Below are 16,651 nucleotides of genomic sequence, written 5' to 3'. Positions count from 1 at the left end.
TGTTCCTTTCAGCTGTCCAGCGCCTTGCGGATCTGGCGTAGGAAGTCGATGGTGACGCCGACGACGCGTTCGTGCGGCTGCTCTTCGATGAGCGTGATGATGCGGCTGCCAATGACCACCGCGTCGGCGACGCGGCCAATCGCCTTGGCGGTTTCGGCATCGCGGATGCCGAAACCCACGCCGACGGGAATTTTCACGTGTTCGCGGATGCGCGGCAGCATCGCCGCCACCGCATCGGTGTTGAGCGCGCCGGAGCCGGTCACGCCCTTGAGCGAGACGTAGTAGACATAGCCGCTGGCCACGCGCGCCACCTGCCGCATGCGCTCGGGCGTGGAGGTGGGCGCGAGCAGGAAGATCAGGTCGATGCCGTGCGCCCGCAGATCCACGGCGAATTGTTCGCATTCCTCGGGCGGGTAATCCACCACCAGCACGCCATCCACGCCCGCCGCACCGGCATCGCGCGCAAAGCTGCCGCTGCCGTGGCGCTGCGCGTAGCGCTCGACCGGATTGGCGTAGCCCATGAGCACCACCGGTGTGGTCTGGTTGCGCTGGCGGAAGACGCGCACCATCTCCAGCACCTCGGTGAGGCCTATGCCCAACTGCAAGGCCTTTTCACCGGCCTTCTGGATCACCGGACCGTCGGCCATGGGGTCGGAAAACGGCACGCCCAGCTCGATCACGTCGGCCCCGGCCTCGACCATGCCGTGCATCAGCGCGGGGGTGATGTCGGCAAAGGGGAAACCGGCCGTCACGTAGGGAATCAGCGCCTTGCGGCCTTTGGCGAGCAGCGCCTCGAAGGTGGCGGCGATACGGCTCATGGCTTGCCCCCCTTCACCTGGTGGCCGCCCTGGCTGGGCTGGTCGTGGAACTGGGCGCCGGCCAGATCGGCCACGGTGCCTATGTCCTTGTCGCCCCGGCCCGAGAGGTTCACGAGGATGGATTGCTCGGGCGGCAGCGTAGGCGCCAGCTTCATGGCGTAGGCCACGGCGTGGCTGGATTCGAGGGCAGGAATGATGCCCTCGGTGCGGCACAGGTGGTGGAAGGCGGCGAGTGCTTCATCGTCGGTGATGCCGACATATTCGGCGCGGTGAATCTCTTGCAGCCAGGCGTGCTCGGGGCCGACGCCGGGGTAGTCCAGCCCGGCGCTGATCGAGTGCGTTTCGGTGATCTGGCCGTTCTCGTCCTGCAGGATGTAGGTGCGGTTGCCGTGCAGCACGCCGGGGCTGCCGCGCTCCAGGCTGGCCGAATGCTTGCCGGAATCCAGGCCCAGCCCGGCGGCTTCCACGCCGATGAGCCTGACCTTTTCATTGGGGATGTAGGGGTAGAAGATGCCCATCGCGTTGCTGCCACCGCCCACGCAGGCGACCACCACATCGGGCTGGCGGTCCTTGCCCAGCAGCTCGGGCATCTGCGTGAGGCACTCGGTGCCGATCACGCTCTGAAAGTCGCGCACCATCATCGGGTAGGGGTGGGGGCCGGCCACGGTGCCGATGATGTAGAAGGTGTTGTCCACGTTGGCCACCCAGTCGCGCATGGCTTCGTTGAGCGCGTCCTTGAGCGTGCGGCTGCCCGATTCCACCGGCACCACGGTGGCGCCCAGCAGCTTCATGCGGTAGACGTTGGGACTCTGGCGCTTGACGTCCTCGCTGCCCATGTAGACCACGCACTCCAGGCCGTAGCGCGCGCAGATGGTGGCCGTGGCCACGCCGTGCTGGCCGGCGCCGGTCTCCGCGATGATGCGCGGCTTGCCCATGCGCTTGGCCAGCATGGCCTGGCCGATCACGTTGTTGATCTTGTGCGCGCCGGTGTGGTTGAGGTCTTCGCGCTTGAGGTAGATCTGCGCGCCTTTCAACTCGCGGCTCATGCGCGACGCGTGGTAGACCGGGGAGGGCCGGCCCACATAGTGCGCCAGCTCGCTCTGGAATTCGGCGATGAACGCCGGGTCGCGCTGGTAGTGCGCGTAGGCATCGCGCAGTTCGGCGATCGCGTGCGTCAGCGTCTCGCTGGCGAAGGTGCCGCCATAGGGGCCGAAATGGCCGTGGCTGTCGGGTTGGTGGTAGTCGATCATGGTCTCATCAAAGGGGTGTGGACTGCATCGGCCGCGCGCACGGCGGCGATGAAGCGTTCAATCTTGCCGGCGTCCTTGGTGCCGTGGACGGTGGTTCCGTCCGCTGCATCCAGTTCCACGCCGGAGCTCACATCAACGGCCAGCGTCGTGCAACGCGGCCGTACCTCCTTGATGCCATCGCCCACGTTTGCAGGTGTGAGTCCACCAGACAAAACGAGGTGAGCATTGACGTTTGGTGGCAGCAGTGACCAATGGAATGTCTTGCCGCCCCCGCCATAGCCGTCGACATGCGCGTCGAGCAGGATGGCGCGGGCGTGAGAGTAATCGTGGGCGTATTCTACGAGGTCAAACCGGGCCCCCGCAGCACCCAGTGGAATGCGCGCGGCGCGGATGAAGGGGATGGCGCCTCTGTCGCTTGCGAGCCAGCAATCTTCGGGCGATTCATCTCCATGAAATTGGGCTGTGGCGCCCGCCACATCTGTGCAAGCAGCTATCACATCCATAGTTTCTGCATTGACGAACAGCAGTACGGGCGTCACGAACGGCGGCAGGCGCCGGGCCAGCGCTGCGGCGCGCTCGGGGCTCACGTAACGCCGGCTTTTCGGATAGAGCACGAAGCCGATCGCGTCCGCGCCGCTGGCGACGGCCGCGTCCACATCCTGCTCGCGCGTGAGGCCGCAGACCTTGATGCGGGTGCGCTGGTTCATGGCAGCCAATCATACGCAGCGCTGCGCTCCGGCAGACCCCAGGCCGGGTCGTAGCGCGGTCCGAGGAAGTACAGGCCGTCGGCCATGAAGGTCGGCGCCGCCTTGCTGCGCGAGCGCGCTTCGAGCACTTCGCGCATCCAGCCGCTGGGCCTGACTCCCTGCCCGACGGCGACGAGGCAGCCCATGATGTTGCGGATCATGTGGTGCAGGAAGGCATTGCCTTCGAATTCGAAACGCCAGTAGCCGGTGGGACAGCCTTCGCTGCCCGCGGGCGGTGGCTGGAAGGCTCCACGGCGCGTGATGGCGATGTGGGCGAGATGTTTGACTGGGCTCTTCGCCTGGCATTCGGCGGCGCGAAACGAGGTGAAGTCGTGCTCGCCGATCAGGTGCGCCGCGGCCTCGCGCATGGCGGTCTGATCCAGCGCCTGGAATACCCAGCCGGCGCGCCCTGCCTCGATGCTGGGGCGTACCGGCGATTGCAGCAGCACGTAGGCGTAGCGGCGTGCCGTGGCGCAGGCGCGCGAGTGGAATTCATCGGGCACGCGCCGCGCCCATTGCACGGCGATGCCGGGTGGCAAAAAGCTGTTCGGGCCGCGCACCCAGGAGAATTCCGGCCTGTCGATGGCGGTATCAAAGTGAACGACCTGCATCAGGCCGTGCACGCCCGCATCCGTGCGTCCGGCGCAGACGGTGCGGATGGGAGCCGTGGCAAAGCGCTCCAGCGCTGCTTCCAGCGCGTCCTGCACCGTCTGCCTCGAAGGTTGGCTTTGCCAGCCGCGCCAAGGCTGGCCGTTGTAGCTCACACCAAGGGCGATGCGCATGGAATCCTTGCAGAGAACGGTGGGATCAAATGGCAAAGCCCGGATGCGGCCTTGGCCGCATCCGGGCTTGGGCCAAAGGGGTTCAGCCCAGCGTTCCCAGCAGACGCTCGGCTTGGGCCTTGACCTCGCCGGATGCTTCCGCGAGCACTTCTTCGATCAGCGCGCGGGCCCCTTCGCTGTCGCCAATGGTCTTGAACTCCTCGGCCAGCGCCAGCTTGGTGGACAGCGGGTCATCGGGCAGCGGGGCATCTGCCGCGGCCTCGGACGGCAGTTCGGGCAGCGAAGGCAGATCCACGGCGGCAGGCGTGTGGGGCGCTGCGGCGGAAGGACGGTCCAGGTCCAGAGAGAGCCCGCCGAAGTCGAATTCGAGCGGGGCAGGTTCGGTCGGGGCCATCTCCTTGGGCGACAGCGGCATGGGGCCGGAATCCGCCAACGCAAGACCTTCGGTAGGGAACTCCAGTGGTTCCCCCATGGTTTCAGGCAGGTGTGCCGCGGAAGGCATGGTCTCCGTCAGCGCAGCGGGCAATGTCAGGCCGCCGATGCCGCTGTCGGGCTCAGCCGGCACTTCCAGCGCCTGCTGTGCGGCACTGACAGCCGCCGCGGTGAACGCGCTCGCCGATGCAGCGTGCGCCGTGTCCGCGGACGCCGTGTGAGCGGAGGGGGCGAGGTCCAGATCCAGGTCGATTGACGGAAGCACGGAGTCGGCCGCGCCCGTCTGCGCAGCCTCGGCCATCGGCACGGCGGGAATTTCGGGCAGCGCGGCCGCATCGGCGGCCGGCTCGGCTGCCGGTGGAATGAACGCCAAGGCATCGGGCTGCGGCGCGCTGGTCTGGTAGAACGGGTTCTCCGGGTCGATGCTGTGCCCCAGCTCCCGCACCCGCTCCCAATCTGGCCCTTCGCCGTGGGCGAGTGCGTGCACTTGCCGCGCCGCACCTTCAAGCGCCGCGCGGTCCTGGCGTTTGGCATAAATCTCGGCCAGCTTGGCCGGGATGGCCGCTTTCTCCGGATGGTGGACGGATGCCTCCTTCAGGATTTCCTCGGCCTGCGGGTCCTTGCCATACGCAAGGTAGACATCGGCCTCGGCAATCGGATCGACATCGCCCGTCTGGTCAAGCTGGCTGGGCGAATACAGCGTGGAGGTGGAACCGGTCGTCAGATCGCTGCTCGTCGTGTCCACTTCCTGGCCGCCACTTTCGGCGAAGAAGGAATCGGGGTGGTCCGCCTCGCTGGCAAAAGTGGTTTCCGGGCTCTCCGTTTTGCGCCGCCCCTGCTGCCAGCGGTAGCCGCCCCAGCCGAGCAGGAGCAGTACCAGGGCCAGAGCGCCGCCAGCCGCCATTGGGCTTTCCGTGAGCGAGGCGAGCAACCCGGGCTCTTCCTGCGGTTCCGGCGCCGGCGCGGAAACAGCGGGGGCAGGCTTGGGCGGCTCCTCGGCGGGCGCCTTGGCTGCGGCGGCAGGTTCCGGCTCGGGGGCTGCAGCCGGCGCAGGAGGTTCCGCCGCCGGCGGTGCGGCGGGTGTTGCGCTTTCCTGGGTCCGCGGCGCCGGAGTCGCATCGGTGGCCGGTGCCGCGGGCGCTGCCATTTCCACTCCGGGTTTTGCGGCCTCGCCTGGCGCGGGCTGCGCCGCGGGCGCTGCCTTGGCGTCGGTTGCGCCATCGCTCAAGGCCTTGAGCTCGGAAATGTTCTTGGACAGTTCCGCCATGCGGGCCGATGCCTGGTCTGCCTGCTTGGTTTGCGCGGTCTCGGCATCGGCCTTTTCGCCGGCGGCACCGCCCTTGCTCAGGGTCAGCTTGTCGGCGCTGGCGGCTTCGGGCCTGGATTCAGCCACCTGGGTCTGCACCTTGCCGCTGCTGGCGCGCGATGCGGCTTCCACGCCTGCTGCGGGCGCTGCGCCGGCGAGGCGGTGCCGGAAGGCATTGAAGTCGCGGCTCTGGGCGGCAACGATCTTGCGGGCTTCGGCGGCGGGTGTCGCCTCGGCGCTCGCCTGGTCCGGTATCTGCAACACACTGCCGGCACGCAGGCGATTGACGTTGCCATCGATGAAGGCCTGGGGGTTGGCGCGCACCAGGGCGACCAGCATCTGGTCGAGCGAAATGCCGCTGGGGCGGTGCGCGCTGGCGATGGCGCCGGCGGTGTCGCCGGAGCGCACCTTGACTTCGCCGGGGCTTGCTTCAATCTTGCGTGCCAAGGCCGGTGCGCTGGCCGGAGCTGGCGCAGGCGCAGCGGCCACCTGGGGCGTGCGCACGGGAGCGGCCGATGCGCTGCCGCGCGTGGGCGTATCCGCCTGCGGTGCGAGTGGCGCGATCGGCGCCGGCGCGCTGCGCAGCCCTGGCGGATCGAACAGCATGGTGTAGCTGCGCACGATGTGGCCGGCATTCCAGGCCGCGTCCACGACGAGGTCGATGAAGGGATCGGTGATGGTCTGGTTGCTGCTCAGGCGCAGCACCATCTTGCCGTTGGCCTCGCGCCTGAGGTCAAGCCGGATGCCCTTGACCGCAGCCGAATATTCAAGGCCCTGCGCGCGGAAAACGTCGGGACTGGCGATGGTGACGTTCAGCGAATCCGCCTCGACCGCACTGACCTGGGGCAAGGCGATTTCGGCACGCAAGGGTTCGCCAAGTGCAGACTGCACGGTGACCCGGCCGAGCGCCAGCGCGCTTGCATTGGAGGCGTACAGCCCCATCGACAGGGCGGCCGCGGCGGCCAGGAGAGTGGGTTTGCAGCGATGCATGGATGGTGGGGCAGTGTGCGTTGCGTCTGTTGGGTAGGCCTTGCGCTTTTAAAACGGGAGCACTGAAGCACCTGAAGACAGGTGAAAGCACCTTAGCATCAATGTGTTGCACTGACAAGCTAAGAACGAAGTTCAGGTTTTTTCCCGCCGTTATCACTGATTCGGATGGTCAGGCCTGTTGGCAACGGGCAACACTGGCGCACGGCATGTCCTCGGGCACGCCGTGCGGCAATCGTGGAAATCAGGCCTTGAGCAGGATGCGCAGCATGCGCCGCAGCGGCTCGGCCGCGCCCCACAGGAGCTGGTCGCCAACGACGAAGGCCGAGACGTATTCCGGCCCGATGTTGAGCTTGCGCACGCGCCCGACGGCGATCTGCAGGCCGCCGGTGATGGCCGCGGGCGTCAGTTCCCTGACGGTCTGCTCGCGCTCGTTGGGCACGAAACTGACCCAGGGGTTGCCACCCTTGATGAGGGCCTCGATTTCCGCGAGCGGCACATCCTTCTTGAGCTTGAGCGTGAGCGCCAGCGAATGGCAGCGCATCGCGCCGATGCGCACGCACAGGCCGTCCACCGGAATCGGCGTGGGCGTGCCCAGAATTTTGTTGATCTCGGCCTTGCCCTTCCATTCTTCCTTGGACTGGCCGTTCTCCAGCTGTGCGTCAATCCATGGGATCAGGCCACCGGCCAGCGGCGCGCCGAAGAATTCGCGCGGCACGTCCTCGCGGATGGTTTGCGCCACCTTGCGGTCGATCTCCAGAATCGCCGACGCGGGTGTGGCGAGTTCGCTCGCGACCGCGCCGTGGATCACGCCCATGCCCTTGAGCAGTTCGCGCATGTGGTTGGCGCCGCCGCCCGACGCCGCCTGGTAGGTCATGGAACTGACCCATTCGACGAGCCCCGCCTTGAACAGGCCCACCAGACCCATCAGCAGGATGGAGTTGGTGCAGTTGCCGCCGATCCAGTTTTTGCCGCCCGCGGCAAGCCTGGTTTTGATCAGATCGTCGTTGACCGGGTCGAGGATGATGACCGCGTCGTCCTGCATGCGCAGCGCGCTGGCAGCGTCGATCCAGTGGCCCTGCCAGCCGGAGGCGCGCACCTTGGGGAAGACTTCCTTGGTGTAGTCGCCGCCCTGGCAGGAGATGATGATGTCGCACTTCGTGAGGGCTGCCACGTCATTGGCGTCGTGCAGTTCCTTGTGCGCCTTGGCCAATGCCGGCGCCTTGCCGCCGGCGTTGGAAGTGGAAAAGAAGACCGGCTCGATCAGGTCGAAGTCGCCCTCGGCCTGCATGCGCTCCATCAGCACGGAGCCGACCATGCCGCGCCAGCCGACGAGGCCTACCAGTTGCTTGCTCATTGCATTGCCCTTTCAGATTAAAAAGTCTTGCACCATCCGGCGCTGCTTTTTGCCCCGGCTCGTCAGGGCCGGAGGAGGGCGCACGACGATGCCGGAGCTGCTTCAGCCCGTAATGGTCGTGGTTTTGGTGGTGGATGCGCGCGCTGCCTTCGTGGCCGGGTGGTCGGTCACGATGTGGGGGGAGGGCGCGCTCGCGAGAAACATATGGCGAAGTATTTTAGTGGATGCCCGGTTCCATCGGGTTTCAACGAAGGTCAAAACGCATCGCCGGGCACTTGCGTTGACGTGTTGGGCTTTTCGAAAACGATTTCCGGCAGGACGATTTCCCAGCGTTCGCTTGCAAGTTGATCGCCAGATTGGCGCTCGCGCACCTGGATGGCCGCCACCTGCACGCCGGTGATGTGGGTGCCGGGAGGCTCGAATCTGCCGGCCATGCGCCCGACGGTTGTGTCTTGCAAATCGCGCAATTCCCAGCCCGGCTTGCCATCGCGGCGAGGCTGCAGGGTGAGGGCGTCGCCCACTTGCAGGCGCGCAATGGCCGCGTGTATCGGCGCATCGGGTTGGAAATAGCCCGGCCAGGAGAGCACCACGAATTCCGGGCCGCAGGCCCGGCTGCGCGTCAATGCCAGCGTGGGCACGGGCACGGGCGCGGGCTGCGGGCGGGTATGCAAAGCGAGTTGCTCCAGAGGCGCGAGAAAGGCATGCATGCCGCCCTCGGCCGCGCAGAGGGTGAGCGACAGGCGGGCGCGCGTCATGGCGACGTAGAACAAGCGGCGCTCCTCATCGCTGGGCTGTTGCCAGCCGCCGCTGTCCAGCACCAGCACATGGTCGAACTCCAGCCCCTTGGCGCTGTGCGCGCTCAGGAGCAGCAGCGGAGCGTTGGGGCGCGCAGCGCCTTGCCTGCGGCTGCCGTTGCCGAACTCGTAGAGCGCGTCTGTCACCTGATCGACGGCGAGGGCGAAGCCGTAGGCGCTGCCTCCGGTTTCGGCGATGAATTGGGCCAGCGCCGCGAGGAAGGGGTGGGTAGTGAAGCCGTCAGCGGGCAAGTGGTGGCGCAGGCGCAGCCAGCGCGCCAGGGTACCTGCGCGCAGCGTCACCCGCTTGTGCCGTGTGCGCCGCAGGGCGCCGCGCAGCAGTTGCAGCAGACCATCGCCCTCGCGTGTGGAATGCAATGGTATTTGTAGTGCTTCGCGCAGGCGCAGCACGGGGATGGACTGGTTTTTGCATAAATTTTCCAGCGCATCCAAGTCGTCCCAGCGCCGGGCGATCACGGCGAAATGCCCCCAGTGCCCGGCGCTGCTGCCTCCCGCGTGCAAGGCCTGCAGGCGTTGCAGCTCGGCCAGTGCGGTGGCGGCTTCGGCCAGCGGGGCGGCCGGAGTGCGCAGCACGTGCACGCGCCCCTGGGTGAGCGGGTCGCGCGTGCCCCATTCGCCACCGGGGGGTGCTTCGCGTCGGGCGTGGTTCACGCGCAGTTGCTCGGCGCTTTTCATGCGCTGGCGTGCCGGGGCGATGACGGCGTTGGCGGCGTCGATGATGTGGGCGCTGCTGCGGTAGTTTTCCAGCAGGCGGTAGCACTGTGCCTGGTAGTCGGTTTCGAACTGGCGGATGTAGCGCACGCTGGCACCGCCGAAGGCGTAGATGTTCTGGTCGTCGTCGCCGACTGCCATCAGCGACAGACGGTCATCCTGCGCCGCCAGGGTGCGCCCGGCCAGCGCGCTGATGAGGGCGTAATGCTCGCCGTTGATGTCCTGGTATTCATCGACCAGCACGAAGCGCAGCCCGGCCAGCAACCGGTCGCGGGCCACCGAGGTTTCGTCACCGCCTGGCCCATCGTCGCCCTGGGCGGCGCGCGTCAGGCGCTGGGTGGCCTGCACTATGGCGGCGGAAAAATCAATCGTCTCGCCACGTTCGGCCGCCACGGCGTAGCTGGTGCCGGTGATGCGCATGGCCAGGCTGTGCAGGGTTTGCACGGTGACGCCGGCGGCGTCCACGCCGACGAGCTGCCACAGGCGCTGGCGGATTTCATGTGCTGCGTGGCGGTTGTAGGCCAGCACCATGATGGCTTCGGGCTCCACCAGGCGTTCGCGCAGCAGCCAGGCGACGCGGTGCACGATGACGCGCGTCTTGCCCGAGCCGGGCCCCGCCAGCACCAGTTGGCAGCCCGTGAGCGGCGCCGTGACGATGGCCTGCTGCTCGGGGTTGGCAAGGTCTATCAGGATGCGCCGGTGCGCGGCCTCGGTGGTGGCCATTTCCAGCACGTCCTTGCGCCCGCCGAAGTATTGCCGGATGAAGCTGTCGCGATCCAGGCGGAAATAGTCCAGGATGAACTGCATCGCGGCCTGGACCTTGTGCAGCGCCAGCTTGGCGAATTCCGCCATCACATGCACCTGGGCGATCTTGCTTTGGTAGTGCAGCGCGAGTTCGGCGTAATCGCCCTTGTTGAACTGCCGGCGCTGCGCCGTGGGCTCGAAGGCGATGCGCATGGCCGAGCGGAACACCGCCTTGCCGCGCGCCAGGTGCAGCACCTCGTTGGCGTCCAGGTAGAGCAGGGCGGACGACAGCGCCACGCCCCAATCGGCGATGGCGAGATCGGCGAGCGAGAGGTCGTTTTGCAAGGCGGTCTCCAGCTCGCCCTGCTTGGCCGTGACCAGCCTGGTGTTGCCCTTGCGCAGGCGGGTGAAGTGCTGCAGCAGCGATAGGCACACCAGCATGCGCCGCCTGCGGATAGTGTCGATTTCCTGCCAGTTGCGCAGCAGCTTGAGTTGGCGATGTTCGCTCCCCCCCGGGCGCAGCGCAAAGCAGCCGCGCATGCCGTGGCCCTCGCCAAAGGTTGCGGCAAAGGAGGTGAGCAGGCGAGCGAGACGTTCGGGGTCGAGGGCCATGCCACTGTCGCGGCGCATGGCGTCGCACAGGCGCCGCATGTGCATCTGTTGCCAGCTCTGGTCGTCGGCATCGGGTGCGGCTTCGCGCAACTGGGCAAGCAGGGTGTCCTCCAGGTGCTGCAGCTCGACCAGGCGCTGCGTGCTGTCGGGATCGCTGTAGAAGGACACGCCAATTTCCGTGTCGTTGGACAGGAGCTTCCATCGGTCGAGTTCGCGCAGCATGGCGGCGACGCTGCGCGCATCCTTGCCCGTGGCCAGCATCAACTCGTCGGTGGAGAGGCTGTCACCATCGCCCGCCTGCATCAGCAGGCCAAGGATGGTCAGGTAGGGGGCTGTATCCGTTTGCGGCTCCAGCTGGCGTTGCAGCACGGCGCGCGCTTCGTCCAGGCTGCCGACCAGCAGGCTGCCGGGAAAGACGCGCGTGTGGTTTTCGTGGCGTTCCAGCAGCCTGGCCTCTTCCAGCCAGGCGATGGCGATGCGCACCTTGGTATCTGCGTCGCGTGCCTCGGGGTCGATGCGGTGCTCGTCCGGGATTTGCAGCAGGATTTCGCCGCTGGTCACCACCACCTCGCCATCGCCCCCATCCTTGCGGTGGATGCTGCGCAGGGCTTTCAGGATGGAGCGGATGTCGTGCTGGTTCAGCCGGGCGCCCCGCAGCAGGCGAAACTGCACGTCCAGGTCGGCCTCGTCGTACAGCAGCACGCAGCGCGCCGGGGCCTGGTCGCGCCCGGCGCGGCCGGCTTCCTGCAGGTAGTTTTCGAGTGAGCCGGGCGTGTCGATGTGGATCACCAGGCGCACGTCCGGCTTGTCCACGCCCATGCCGAAGGCGTTGGTGGCGGCGATGACGCGCAACTGCCCGGCGATGAAATTTTCCTGAATGTGGCGCTTGTCGGCGGGCTCCATGCCGCCATGGAAATAGCCGCAATCGAGCCCGGCGTCTTTCAGGAAGGTTGCCACTTCTTCCACCGTTTTCTGGCGTGCGCAAAAAACGATGGCGCAGCCTTCACCTTGCAGCTCCTCCTGCAGCAGGCGCAGGGTTTCGGCGTATTTGGCCTGGGTGGGAACGGTGCGCACCTCGTAACTCAGATTCTTGCGCCCGGCACCGCCGTTGAGCAGCGTGAGCCGCATGGCCAGGTGTTTTTCAAAATGGGCGCAAATGTCGGCAATCACCCCCGGCTGCGCCGTGGCGGTGAAGCAGAACACCGGCGAAGGCTGTGCCTTTTGTTTGTGCCGGATGAAGCGCGAGACGTAGAGGTAGTCGGGGCGGAAGTCGTGCCCCCATTTCGAGAGGCAATGCGCCTCGTCGAACACCCAGGCGCGCACCTCGCGGTGCATCAGCGCCTTGGCAAAGGCGGTGCTGCGAAACTGCTCGGGCGCGACGAAGATCAGGCCCAGATCGCCCAGGCGCAGCTTGTCGAGCATGGCGCGCCGCTCGATGGGCGTGAGCAGGCTGTTGAGGTAGCCCGCGCAGGTGATGCCGCGCTGTTGCAGGCCATCGACCTGGTCTTTCATCAGCGATTGCAGCGGCGAAATCACCACCGTGACGCTGCCGCTGCGGTAGTAGTGCGCCAGCGCCGGCAACTGGTAGCACAGCGACTTGCCGCCCCCCGTGGGCAGGATGGCCAGGGTGGGATGGCCTGCCATGCCGTTTTCGACGATGGCTTGCTGCAGGCTGCGGCCGTCCTCGGTGGTGGGGGTGGCGCGAAATGCGGTGATGCCCGGAAAGTAGCGCGGCAGCAGTTTGGCCAGTTGGTGTTCTTGCTCGCACCATGGGCATTGCGGCTCGCCGCAGGGTTTCTCACGCAGTGCTCGGATGAGCTCGCGCACTTGCGGAAAGCTGTGACCCACCCAGGGCGGCAGCACCGAATTGCCGCCCGAAACGCGCAGCCAGGCGAGTACGTAGGCGAGGCTCTGGTGCCAGGCGGGGTCGGGCAGCCACTCGCGGATCAATCGGCGCTGGGCGCTGATGCAGACCTTGCCTTTGGTGGCGCGCAGCCAGGCCAGGGTGGCTGCATGGATATCCGGGCGTGCGGCCTTGCGCCACTGGCTGAACAGGACGCCGAGCCCGCTGCCCTGTTGCCCCTCGGGCACCAGCAGGTGGTGCAGGCACAGGGCTTCGTCCGGATGCTGCGTTGTGCGCTCCAGCAGCGCCTGGGCTTGCTCCAGCAGCAACTGGTGCGCCAATTGCGCATCGCGGGCGGAGTTGTTGCGGCTTGTGCTACAAAGTTTGTAGTCTTTGACGAGGCGGTGGTAGGGGTTTTGCGGAAACGCGATCGGCGACAGCTCCAGCGTGTCGATCTGCGGCAGTTGCAGGAGCGCCAGCGTGGGGTAGAGGTGCGCCAGCAGCGGCAGGTCGAATCGCCGCGTGTTGTGCCCGAGAACAAAGGCCGCGTCCTGGGTCAGCGCATCGAGCTGGCGCTGAAAGTCCGCCTGTTTGGGATGGAGGTTTTTCGCCGCGTTCAAATCGGGACGAAACCCCCCCACATCGCGCAACTGCTGTGCGTTGTGGGGGTTGGTGCCGACATCCAGGCACAGGCAGCGGGCGATGTAGTCGCTCGCAGCGGTGCCTGGGCCCATTCGTCAGGGGTCAGGCCAGCGCCTGCACGACCGCATCGCCCATCTGGGCTGTCCCGACGCGGGTCGTACCCTCGCTGTAGATGTCCGGCGTGCGCAGGCCCTGCGCCAGCACCTTCTTCACGGCGGTTTCGATGCGGTTGGCGGCTTCCGCCTGGTTCAGCGAGAAGCGCAGCATCATCGCGGCGCTCAGGATGGTCGCGAGCGGATTGGCCACGCCCTTGCCGGCGATGTCGGGCGCGCTGCCGTGGCTGGGCTCGTACAGGCCCTGCTTCTTGTCGTTGAGCGAAGCCGAGGGCAGCATGCCGATCGAGCCGGTGAGCATGGAGGCCTCGTCCGAGAGGATGTCGCCGAACATGTTGCCGGTGACGATCACGTCAAACGCCTTGGGGGCCTTCACGAGCTGCATGGCGGCGTTGTCCACGTACATGTGCGACAGCTCCACGTCCGGGTAGCCCTTGTGCACTTCGGTGACGATGTCCTTCCAGAACTGGAAAGTCTCCAGCACGTTCGCCTTGTCCACGCTGGTCAGGCGCTTGCTGCGCTGGCGCGCGGCCTGGAAAGCGACATGGGCGATGCGCTCGATTTCCGGGCGCGTGTAGCGCATGGTGTCAAAGGCCTCTTCGGCACCGGCAAAGGCGCCATCCGGCGCGCCGCGGCGCCCGCGCGGCTGGCCGAAGTAAATGTCGCCGGTGAGCTCGCGGATGATGAGGATGTCCAGGCCCGCCACCAGCTCGGGCTTCAAGCTGCTGGCATGCGTGAGCTGCTCGTAGCAGATCGCCGGGCGGAAGTTGGCGAACAGGCCAAGCGCCTTGCGCAGGCCCAGGATGGCCTGCTCGGGCCGCAGCGCGCGCTCTAGTGTGTCGTACTTCCAGTCGCCAACGGCGCCGAACAGGATGGCGTCGGCTGCCTTGGCCAGGTTCAGCGTGGAATCCGGCAGCGGGTGGCCGCTGGCTTCGTAGGCGGCGCCGCCGACGGGGGCGGTTTCCATCTCGAAGCGAAGACCGAGCGCCTGGAGCACCTTCACGGCCTCGGCAACGATTTCGGGGCCTATGCCGTCACCGGGGAGGATTGCAATCTTCATGACTTCTTTGTTTTGATAGCTGTAACCGCTTGATGGACAAGCGCCAGAGCCTTTTTTGACGTAGATGGTTGGCGGTGCTGTCAGGACTGCATCACATGCGCCAGCCAGGGCTTGGTGGCCAGGCGCTCGGCCTCGAAGGCCTTGATTTTGTCCTTGTGGCGCAGGGTCAGGCCGATATCGTCCAGCCCGCCCAGCAGGCAGTAGCGGCGGAAGGACTCGACCTCGAACGGGATTTCGGCGCCCTGCGGCTCCACCACCACCTGGCGCTCAAGGTCTATCGTGAGCTCGTAGCCCGGGAAGGCGGCCACTTCGTCAAACAGGCGAGCCACGGTGGGTTCCGGCAGGCGGATCGGCAGCAGTCCGTTCTTGAAGCAGTTGTTGAAGAAGATGTCGGCGTAGCTGGGCGCGATGATGGCGCGAAAGCCGTATTGCTGCAGCGCCCAGGGCGCATGCTCGCGGCTCGACCCGCAGCCGAAGTTCTGCCGTGCCAGCAGGATGCTCGCGCCTTTGTAGCGGCTCTGGTTCAGCACGAAGTCCGGGTTGGGCTTGCGCTTGGCTTCCGGCATGCCGGGTCTGCCGGGCTGATCCAGGTAGCGCCACTCGTCAAACAGGTTGGGGCCGAAGCCGGTGCGCTTGATGGACTTGAGAAACTGCTTGGGGATGATCGCGTCGGTATCGACGTTCTCGCGATCCATGGGCGCGACCAGCCCCTTGTGCACGGTGAACTTCTGCATGGCAATGGCTGGGGCGCTTACTTGGCGGATTTCTCGATGGCGCCGCCGGCCTTCTGCACGTCCTGGCCGACGCCCTTGACGGTGTTGCAGCCGGCCAGAAAAATGGCGAGCAGGACGGGGATGAACACAGCGATTTTTTTCATGGATAACTCCTTCAGGCAAATCTGCGGATATCAACAAAATGACCGTGGATGGCCGCCGCCGCCGCCATGGCGGGGCTGACCAGATGGGTGCGACCGCCCGCACCCTGACGGCCTTCGAAATTGCGGTTGGAGGTGGACGCGCAGCGCTCGCCTGCTTCCAGCCGGTCGGCGTTCATCGCCAGACACATCGAGCAGCCCGGCTCGCGCCATTCGAAACCGGCCGCCGTGAAAATCTTGTCCAGGCCCTCGCGCTCGGCCTGCTCCTTCACCAGGCCCGAGCCCGGCACCACCATCGCCAGCTTGATGTTTTTCGCCACCTTCTGGTGCAGCTTCTTCACCACCGCGGCGGCGGCGCGCAGGTCTTCGATGCGGCTGTTGGTGCACGAGCCGATGAACACCTTGTCGACGAAGATGTCCTGCATCGGCTTGCCGGGCTCCAGCCCCATGTAGGTGAGAGCGCGCTCCATCGCGTGGCGGATCACCGGGTCTTTTTCCTTCTCCGGGTCGGGCACGCGGGCGCCGACGTTGACCACCATTTCGGGGTTGGTGCCCCAGGTGACCTGTGGCTCGATGTCGGCTGCGGCAAGGTTGACGACCGCGTCGAAATGCGCGTCCGCATCGGAATGCAGCGTCTTCCAGTACGCCACGGCCTGGTCCCATTCCACGCCGGTGGGCGCCATGGGGCGGCCCTTGACGTAGTCGATCGTCTTCTGATCGACGGCCACCATGCCGGCGCGCGCACCGGCTTCGATCGCCATGTTGCACACCGTCATGCGGCCTTCCATCGACAGCGCCTGGATCGCCTCGCCGCCGAATTCGATGGTGTAGCCGGTGCCGCCCGCCGTGCCGATCCTGCCGATGATGGCCAGCACGATGTCCTTGGCGGTGATGCCCGGCGCGACATGGCCGTTCACGCGCACCAGCATGTTCTTGGCCTTCTTGGCCAGCAGGCATTGCGTGGCGAGAACGTGTTCCACCTCGCTCGTGCCTATGCCGTGGGCCAGCGCGCCGAAGGCGCCATGCGTGCTGGTGTGGCTGTCGCCGCAGACCACGGTCATGCCGGGCAGCGTGGCGCCGTTTTCCGGGCCGATGACATGCACGATGCCCTGGCGCTTCGAAAGAAAGGGGAAGAAGGCGGCCGCGCCGCTCTTGTGGATGTTCTCGTCCAGTGTCTCGATCTGCAGCTTGCTGATCGGGTCGGCGATGCCGTCGTAGCCCTGCTCCCAGCCGGTGGTCGGCGTGTTGTGGTCTGCCGTGGCAACGATGGAACTGGTGCGCCAGACCGGGCGGCCCGCCTCGCGCAGCCCTTCGAATGCCTGCGGGCTGGTGACTTCGTGCACCAGATGGCGATCGATATAGAGCAGGGCGGTGCCGTCTTCTTCGGTATGGACGACGTGCTCGTCGAAGACTTTGTCGTACAGGGTGCGTCCCATGGTGCTGATAGGCCTATTGCGTGGGTTCAACCGGTGAATTTTAGGCGGTGCCATGGCTTGCGGCTGGAACACCGGCAGGAAGGCCTTGCGCAGGCATCGGCTTGGTCCTTGCGCCAGCAGGTG

Annotated in this window: 11 protein-coding genes; all 11 read right to left on the bottom strand. The window is 66.4% G+C overall.

Annotated elements, in window-relative coordinates; genetic code table 11:
- Positions 1–8: 8 nt before the first annotated feature.
- Positions 9–818 carry a tryptophan synthase subunit alpha gene (gene trpA, locus K320_RS0103200; protein ID WP_024537436.1) on the bottom strand — a complete coding sequence of 270 codons (810 nt, stop codon included), beginning with the start codon at positions 816–818 and terminating at the stop codon, positions 9–11.
- Positions 815–2,068, bottom strand: coding sequence for a tryptophan synthase subunit beta (trpB, locus tag K320_RS0103195; protein WP_024537435.1), 1,254 nt, complete (start codon positions 2,066–2,068; stop codon positions 815–817). Before trpB ends, trpA begins: the two co-directional genes overlap by 4 nt.
- Positions 2,065–2,775 (bottom strand): phosphoribosylanthranilate isomerase, encoded by a 711-nt coding sequence (locus tag K320_RS0103190; protein ID WP_024537434.1) that lies wholly within the window; start codon positions 2,773–2,775, stop codon positions 2,065–2,067. The genes trpB and K320_RS0103190 overlap by 4 nt, the downstream gene beginning before the upstream one ends.
- Complete coding sequence (truA, locus tag K320_RS0103185; protein WP_024537433.1) at positions 2,772–3,596, bottom strand: tRNA pseudouridine(38-40) synthase TruA; 825 nt, start codon at positions 3,594–3,596, stop codon at positions 2,772–2,774. The genes K320_RS0103190 and truA overlap by 4 nt, the downstream gene beginning before the upstream one ends.
- A gap of 82 nt (positions 3,597–3,678) precedes the next feature.
- Positions 3,679–6,324, bottom strand: coding sequence for a FimV/HubP family polar landmark protein (locus K320_RS0103180; protein WP_024537432.1), 2,646 nt, complete (start codon positions 6,322–6,324; stop codon positions 3,679–3,681).
- Positions 6,325–6,565: 241 nt separating this feature from the next.
- A complete protein-coding gene (gene asd / locus K320_RS0103175) occupies positions 6,566–7,678 on the bottom strand; it encodes an aspartate-semialdehyde dehydrogenase (protein WP_024537431.1) in 1,113 nt (370 codons plus the stop codon).
- A gap of 254 nt (positions 7,679–7,932) precedes the next feature.
- Positions 7,933–13,137, bottom strand: coding sequence for a RecQ family ATP-dependent DNA helicase (locus tag K320_RS19610; RefSeq protein WP_024537430.1), 5,205 nt, complete (start codon positions 13,135–13,137; stop codon positions 7,933–7,935).
- A 10-nt stretch (positions 13,138–13,147) separates the two neighbouring features.
- A complete protein-coding gene (gene leuB, locus K320_RS0103160; RefSeq protein ID WP_024537429.1) occupies positions 13,148–14,218 on the bottom strand; it encodes a 3-isopropylmalate dehydrogenase in 1,071 nt (356 codons plus the stop codon).
- 80 nt (positions 14,219–14,298) lie between these two features.
- The gene (leuD, locus tag K320_RS0103155) at positions 14,299–14,952 is read right to left on the bottom strand and encodes a 3-isopropylmalate dehydratase small subunit (RefSeq protein ID WP_024537428.1); all 654 of its coding nucleotides are present in this window, start codon (positions 14,950–14,952) and stop codon (positions 14,299–14,301) included.
- A 17-nt stretch (positions 14,953–14,969) separates the two neighbouring features.
- The gene (locus K320_RS0103150; RefSeq protein WP_024537427.1) at positions 14,970–15,095 is read right to left on the bottom strand and encodes an entericidin A/B family lipoprotein; all 126 of its coding nucleotides are present in this window, start codon (positions 15,093–15,095) and stop codon (positions 14,970–14,972) included.
- An 11-nt stretch (positions 15,096–15,106) separates the two neighbouring features.
- On the bottom strand, positions 15,107–16,528 hold the full coding sequence (gene leuC / locus K320_RS0103145; RefSeq protein WP_024537426.1) for a 3-isopropylmalate dehydratase large subunit: 1,422 nt from the start codon (positions 16,526–16,528) through the stop codon (positions 15,107–15,109).
- Between the last annotated feature and the right edge of the window lie 123 nt (positions 16,529–16,651).

The sequence above is a fragment of the Comamonas badia DSM 17552 genome, from assembly GCF_000484635.1.
GTDB classification, from domain to species: domain Bacteria; phylum Pseudomonadota; class Gammaproteobacteria; order Burkholderiales; family Burkholderiaceae_C; genus Comamonas_C; species Comamonas_C badia.
The sequence above is the reverse complement of the archived record's forward strand: the minus strand, read 5'-3'. Positions and strand labels throughout refer to the sequence as shown.